This window comes from Vibrio sp. 10N.286.49.E11 (assembly GCF_041469505.1).
Lineage (GTDB): Bacteria > Pseudomonadota > Gammaproteobacteria > Enterobacterales > Vibrionaceae > Vibrio > Vibrio crassostreae_C.
On the sequence record NZ_JBFRKQ010000098.1, the window covers coordinates 1 to 6,951 of the forward strand.

At 42.0% G+C, this 6,951-nt stretch carries 4 protein-coding genes; 3 read left to right on the plus strand and 1 reads right to left on the minus strand.

The window, feature by feature from the left end:
- Positions 1–2,684, minus strand: a 2,684-nt coding sequence (locus tag AB4167_RS20380; protein WP_372136951.1) for a beta strand repeat-containing protein, incomplete at its 3' end; no start/stop codon positions are given.
- Positions 2,685–2,945: 261 nt separating this feature from the next.
- Between AB4167_RS20380 and AB4167_RS20385 the strand changes: the two genes are divergently transcribed.
- The 3 genes from AB4167_RS20385 to AB4167_RS20395 all read left to right on the plus strand — a co-directional run bounded on the left by AB4167_RS20385 (position 2,946) and on the right by AB4167_RS20395 (position 6,750).
- Entirely contained in the window at positions 2,946–4,793 is a 1,848-nt protein-coding gene (locus AB4167_RS20385) for a M3 family metallopeptidase (protein WP_372136952.1), read from the plus strand.
- Between the two features lie 178 nt (positions 4,794–4,971).
- Entirely contained in the window at positions 4,972–5,850 is an 879-nt protein-coding gene (locus tag AB4167_RS20390) for a hypothetical protein (protein WP_136982196.1), read from the plus strand.
- 198 nt (positions 5,851–6,048) lie between these two features.
- The gene (locus AB4167_RS20395) at positions 6,049–6,750 is read left to right on the plus strand and encodes a hypothetical protein (protein ID WP_136982195.1); all 702 of its coding nucleotides are present in this window, start codon (positions 6,049–6,051) and stop codon (positions 6,748–6,750) included.
- Positions 6,751–6,951: the final 201 nt, after the last annotated feature.

Below are 6,951 nucleotides of genomic sequence, written 5' to 3' on the forward strand. Positions count from 1 at the left end.
TAACTTTCTGACTTACCATCAACATCGGTGATAGTGATTGAAACTTCTTGGCCATCTTCAACATTGGTCACCGTGCCAACTAATGCGCCATTACTGACCTCGGCAGAGTTGTAATACTCATCACCAAAACCATCAAAATCGACACTGATGTCCGCTAACGTATCTTTGACTATGGTATCGCTAGAAGTTGCCGTATTACCCGCAATGTCCGTAACCGTAGCTTCTACTGTTAGCGTGCCTTCAGCGAAGGCTGAATAATCTTGACCAATGAGACTCCATTCGCCACCAGAAACTATCGCGGTATAATTTTCTGACTTGCCATCGACATCGGTGATAGTGATTGATACTGTCTGGCCATCTTCAACATTGGTCACCGTTCCGACCAAAGTGCCATTACTCACTTCGGCGGAGTTGTAATACTCATCACCAAAGCCATCAAAATCGACACTGATGTCCGCTAACGTATCTTTGACGATCGTATCGCTAGAAGTTGCAGTATTGCCTGCAACGTCAGTAACTGTAGCCTCTACAGTCATGATACCTTCAGCAAAACCCGAATAGTCTTGGCCGACTAATGTCCACTCGCCACCAGATACTATCGCGGTATAATTTTCTGACTTGCCATCAACATCGGTGATAGTGATTGAAACTGTCTGGCCATCTTCAACATTGGTCACCGTGCCGACCAATGCGCCATTACTGACCTCGGCAGAGTTGTAATACTCATCACCAAAACCATCGAAATTGACACTGATATCCGCCAACGTATCTTTAACGATGGTATCGCTAGAAGTAGCAGTGTTGCCTGCAACGTCTGAAACCGTAGCTTCTACTGTTAGCGTGCCTTCAGCGAAGGCTGAATAATCTTGACCAATGAGACTCCATTCGCCACCAGAAACTATCGCGGTATAATTTTCTGACTTACCATCGGCATCGGTGATGCTGATTGATACTGTCTGGCCATCTTCAACATTGGTCACCGTGCCGACCAATGCGCCATTGCTCACCTCTACTGAGTTGTAATACTCATCACCAAAACCATCAAAATCGACACTAATATCCGCCAGCGTATCTTTGACGATCGTATCGCTAGAAGTTGCTGTATTACCGGCAATGTCCGTAACGCTTGCTTCAACCGTTAACTCACCTTCAGCGAAAGCTGAATAATCTTGGCCAGTTAGAGTCCAATTACCACCGGATACCGTTGTTGAATAATCAACCGACTTGCCATTAGCATCTGTGATTGTGATAGATATAGTTTGACCGTCTTCCACATTTGCCACAGTACCAACCAACGCCCCATTTGAGACTTCAGCTTGGTTATAAAACTCATCATCAGATGCAGAGAAATCAACACCAATGTTGACTAAGGTATCTTTAATAATTGTATCGGTAGACGAAATCGTATTACCAGCTACGTCCGTAGTACTAGCGACAACCGTCAACTCACCTTCTGAAAAATCAGAGTAATCTTGGTCTTTCAGACTCCAAAAATTACCAGACACAACTGTCGTGTAGCCAACGGATAAACCATTGCTGTCCGTGATCGTGATATCAATAACTTGGCCATCTTCGACATTGAAGATCGCACCAATCAATGCACCTTTGCTAACTTCATTTTCGTTATAATAGTTATCGCCAAACCCATCGAATCTAACAAGGATTCGATCAAGCGTATCCTTAACAATGGTATCGGTAGCTGACGTAGGGTTTCCGGCAATATCGACGGTGCTTGCAACAACCGTGAGTTCGCCTTCCGCGAAATTGGAATAGTCTTGGTTTTCGAGTGTCCAGCTGTTACCAGACACGTTCGTGGAATAATCTACAGATAAGCCATCACTATCTGTAATCGTAATTAAGATAACTTGACCATCTTCCACATTGGTCACTGTGCCAACCAATGCACCATTGCTGACTTCGAATTCGTTATAAAACTCATCGCCAAAACCATCAAAATCGACATCAATTGTCGCTAGCGTATCTTTGATTGTGGAATCGTTAGCAGTGATGCTATTACCAAAATCATCGGCAATAATCGCGTCAACTTGGAGATCACCTTCAGCTAGTGAAGTAAGATCGACACCATTTACAACATAGGTTTCGTTAGTTGTGATCGCAGTGGTAGTTAATGTGTTGCCGTTAACATCGGTGATGGTAATTGCAACTGTTCGTCCATCACGAACATCCACAGCCGTACCCTTAATAGTGACACCTGGTACTTCAAACTGGTTTTCGTAACCGTCGCCGCCATCAAGTATATCTACGGTCAGTTCTGCACTAGGTAACAGCGCATCTAGATTCCCATCGTTTGAAGTGGTGTCTTCCTCTTCATATTCGGTCGGTCGAGTGTCAAAACCTGCTTCTGCAAGAGTTTCATCTAATGTAGAGCGAACATATGCAATAAAAGAGGCACTGGAGCTGGGTTGATCATTGGCAGAACTCGGTTGTTGAGGCGCACTTTCGATATTGTTGACGAGCTGAGTCACGACCTCTTCGAGTTGTTGTTCGACAGCCGCTATTTGTGGCTCAGTGATCGATTGAGTCTGATCTAAATTCTGAGACTCAATACTAACAACTTGCACACCTTCAACTTTAGGCTGTGATGCGGGCACTTGAAGCCATGTACCATCAGCAAATACCTGCCATACGACACCACCAACTTCGATATATAAAATAGGATCCATCCTAAACCTCTTCCTTACAAAAACGCTGACATTGAGGACATCCATTTGCTCAATAAAAGGCGAAAAAATCAGCGGATATTCTTTAAATAATACTAGCAAAAAACAAAACGTTAACAGTTAACAGTTAATTAATTTACACACATACGCCGTAATGTAAACCGAGATCCTGTGACTTACATTCCGTTATATGCAACGTCACAAAATACGTCCTATGAATGTGTCATAATCTTGAAACTCAGGCGTTATTTTTCAAGGAACATCATGACTGCAACGAACTATCTCAACCAATTAAATCAAGATTATCTTGCGACTCACAAAGCAAAAGAAGACTTCTTTTGGGATACTTACATGGGAATAAGTGATGACCACGATGGGTCAACATCTGCACAAACCCAGTGGACCGAGTTTCTTAGTTCTGCCGAGCAAATTACTGCTATCCAAAAACACATTGATGCAATCGGCGAGATTCAAGATCTTGAAGAAAGGAAGAGCACACTAACCGGATTAAATGGTTGGCTAGCGACCTTTAGATCTCACTCGATCGAATCAGAACCATCTCAGAAGTTGAAAGCCGAACTCATCAAATTTGAGGCCGAATTATTTGAGAAAAAACAAAACCATGTCATGACTTACGTAAATGAAGCGGGTGAAGAGACCGAAGGATCATTGCCGGTTCTAGGTTCAGCCGTCAGAAGTAATGGCAATGAACAGGTAAGACTTTCTGCACACCAAGCACTATTAGATTTAGAACAATGGCTATTAGCTAACGGCTTCATCGAACTTATCAAAAAGCGCAATCAGTTTGCTCAATCGCTTGGTTTCAAAACCTTCTTTGATTACTCAGTGGTTAAAACTGAGCAAATGACGACACAACAATTGTTCACGATATTGGATGACTTCGAAGCACGCACGCGCGATAACAATCTAAAAAGCCTAACTAACTTAGCTGAGAAAAAAGGCCAGAATGCACTGGAAGCGCATAACTTTATCTACTCTTTTGCTGGTGATGTTATGAATGACTTGGACCCTTATGTTCCATTCTCAAAGTCACTCAGACGCTGGATAGAGTCTTTTGGCCGTCTCAACATCGAATATTCTCAAGCAACACTGAAACTGGATCTCCTTGATCGTAAAGGTAAATACCCAAATGGGTTCTGTCATGGGCCTATTCCTTCTTTCTATGATCAAGGTGCTTGGGTTGCTGCTAAAGTAAACTTCACTAGCAATGCCAAACCCGATCAAATTGGCAGTGGTTATGATGGTATTAATACGCTGTTTCACGAAGGTGGACACGCCGCACACTTTGCCAATGTGAAAATGAATGCGCCTTGTTTCTCTCAGGAATTTGCACCAACCTCGATGGCTTATGCCGAAACCCAATCGATGTTCTGCGACAGTCTGCTGACAGATGCCGATTGGCTAAAACAGTATGCGCTGAATTCAGAAGGCCAACCTATACCAGATGAATTGATTAAAGCTATCATTGATAACAAACAACCATTCAAAGCCTATGAAGAACGCAGCATTCTTGTGGTTCCTTACTTTGAACGAGCGCTATACGAATTGGCGGATGAAGATCTGACACCTGAAAAAATCACGGAGCTCGCACGTCATAGTGAGAAAACGATTCTTGGATTATCTTGCAGTCCACGCCCATTAATGGCGATTCCACATTTGCTGTCCGATGAAGCTTCTTGTGCTTACCAAGGCTATCTATTGGCTCATATGGCGGTTTACCAAACTCGTGCCTATTTCACTGACAAGTTTGGTTATTTAACCGATAACCCAGAAATCGGCCCTTTGTTGGCTAAGCACTACTGGTACAAGGGAAATAGCGTGAATCATAATGGGACAATCGAAAGCCTGACAGGAGAAGGTTTTAACGCCAAATACCTCGCCGACGAGTGCAACTTATCGCCAGAGCAAGCTTGGGCGATTGAAGAGCAAAAAATAAAGCAGCTGTCGACAAGAGAACGTGCACCAGTCGCGGATTTGAATGCGAAGGTATCGATCGTTGATGGAGCAACTGAATTAGCGAATAATGCAAAGTCGAATGACCAAATGTGTGATGATTTTGAGCACTTTATTATTGAGCAATACGGTCGATAGATTGAGTTTTAATGCTAATGAAAAAGGCAAAAATGAGTAGTGACATAACTCATTTTTGCCCCTTTTCTACTTAGAGTTGTTGCTCTTCACTAAACAAGCACGATCATATTGACCAACATTTTCTAATGTAAGATGGTGATATATTATTGGTTTTATTTAGATTCTTGGGTAGCGTTTTATGAAAAGGAAAGAACAGTTAAAAGTGCTAGCAGCTAATTGCGGTACTACGTCACAATGCCCTTACTGTAACTATGAGCTAGAGAAAGTACCTAAACGTAAAGCAAAGTGTAAATCTTGTAAGAAGCCCATTTACCCAAGAAAAGAGCCATTGTCTGGTGCTCAACGCCTCTATCGTGAGGGCGATTTGTTTCTGTTGGAAGAACTGAAAGCGCTAGCAGATGGATGGTGGCGTGACTGGTATGAAGCTAATAAGGGCGTATTAAATGCACGTAAAAATTTAGCAAAAGAATGGAATGTTGATGAAGTCAATGTGTCAATTGCAGATGCTAGATGGAGAGAGTCTCATACTAACCTAGCTGAAGCGACCGAAAAGCAAGATTGGGATCTAGTCTATTCGGCCTATGAGTCTATGCTGAGGCAAGTACAAAGAGAAAAAAGCCAAGATAAAACACCTTTGGAAGAGTTGGTAGCTGGGCTTTTGGTCACTGGTTATGGGCGTGAGCGATCTATTAACGGTTACTTATTGGAGCATAGAATCGGCAGACCGCAATACATGTTGATTGACCAACTAACTACTGAGGCAAGCGAAGTTTATGAATTGGTTAAAGGCACCAATACAGCAAAGACCTATTGTACATTGTTGAATGTGTCATTAGATACGGTGATTAACCGTTACAAAGATGAACTCAAAGAAGATGATGAGATAAGAGATAGCTTAGAACAAAAAGGAGCCCCTTCAAGTGCTACAAACATCGCATCCACTTTAAATGTTGTGGAGACGCCACCTAAGGAGTCCAAGAAAAACAATGCCGCCTCAAAGCTACCAATATTGCTTCTCATACTGGCAGTAGTAATCGTGATTTTTATGAACACATAATTGCCCCATTCCTTGCTTCAAGCGATTAACCCCTCACTTAGTCAAGTGTCAATTGACTTACTTTTGGTAATGCCAGTAATCTGCCTAAGTCTTAAAAGGAACATCAGCGAGGCGAGGGTAGTCATGAGGACAGAGCTTATACCAGTTCATTGATAGCCGAGTCGTTAACAACATTAGTTTGAGCATTGAAGCACTAGTATGATTAGATTTGTTAAACTACACCCCACACTTGCAACTCTTGCTATAGCAAGCGCTTGCCTATTGGTATCATTTGAATTTATCTTCAACGACACGACTGAGCTGTTTCAAGGTGGGGCTGCGCTTGCGGCTATCTTGGTCAATTTGTCACTCTCTTTTCTTTCTGGTCTTTTATTCTATATTTTGACAGTCTATTTGCCCGCTCATGAAAAGCGCAGGCGGAACGCACAAAGTTGTATTAAAACCACGCGAAATATTAGTTTCAAAATTCGTTACTTCTTCCTGAGATTAAATGGTCAAGTCACGATATGTGATGAAACAGTCATCCCACCGATATCACTTGTTTCTCGCCAACTAAAAGTTACAGGAATTCTATCTGATTCCTCTGTTAGCACTGCTACTCCCGGCGTTATGATGACTAACCTTCAAGCTCTAGAGTCCTTCCTAGTCGATGGCATTATTAAGGAAATTTTACTCGTTGAAGTATTAGCGATAAATTTTGAACCAGAATACTTAGAGGCGTTATATGCACTGAAACGTTGTAGTTTGATTGAAGATGTGAGTAATTACCCTCCTGCAATGTGGCATTGGGATAAGAAAGATACTCTTCAAAAATATGAGAGTAATTTTATAGATCTACTAAATAAAGCCCAAGACTTGGTTGACGTTACTGAAAAGTATTATGGCACAGTGAAAGTATAAGGTATTTCACTTACGGCTATGTCGTTAGTTGTAGTAGATGATTAAACTTGATCTGCACCAGATAGACTGGACACCAAGTTAAGCGTCTTTCCATACTTGTAGTTATTCATTACTTTCTAATTTAGCAAAATCACTGACTCAGAAATGTCCAATAGTTACTTAGGACAAACCAACATACTACAATGTATCCGCCCCATGAAC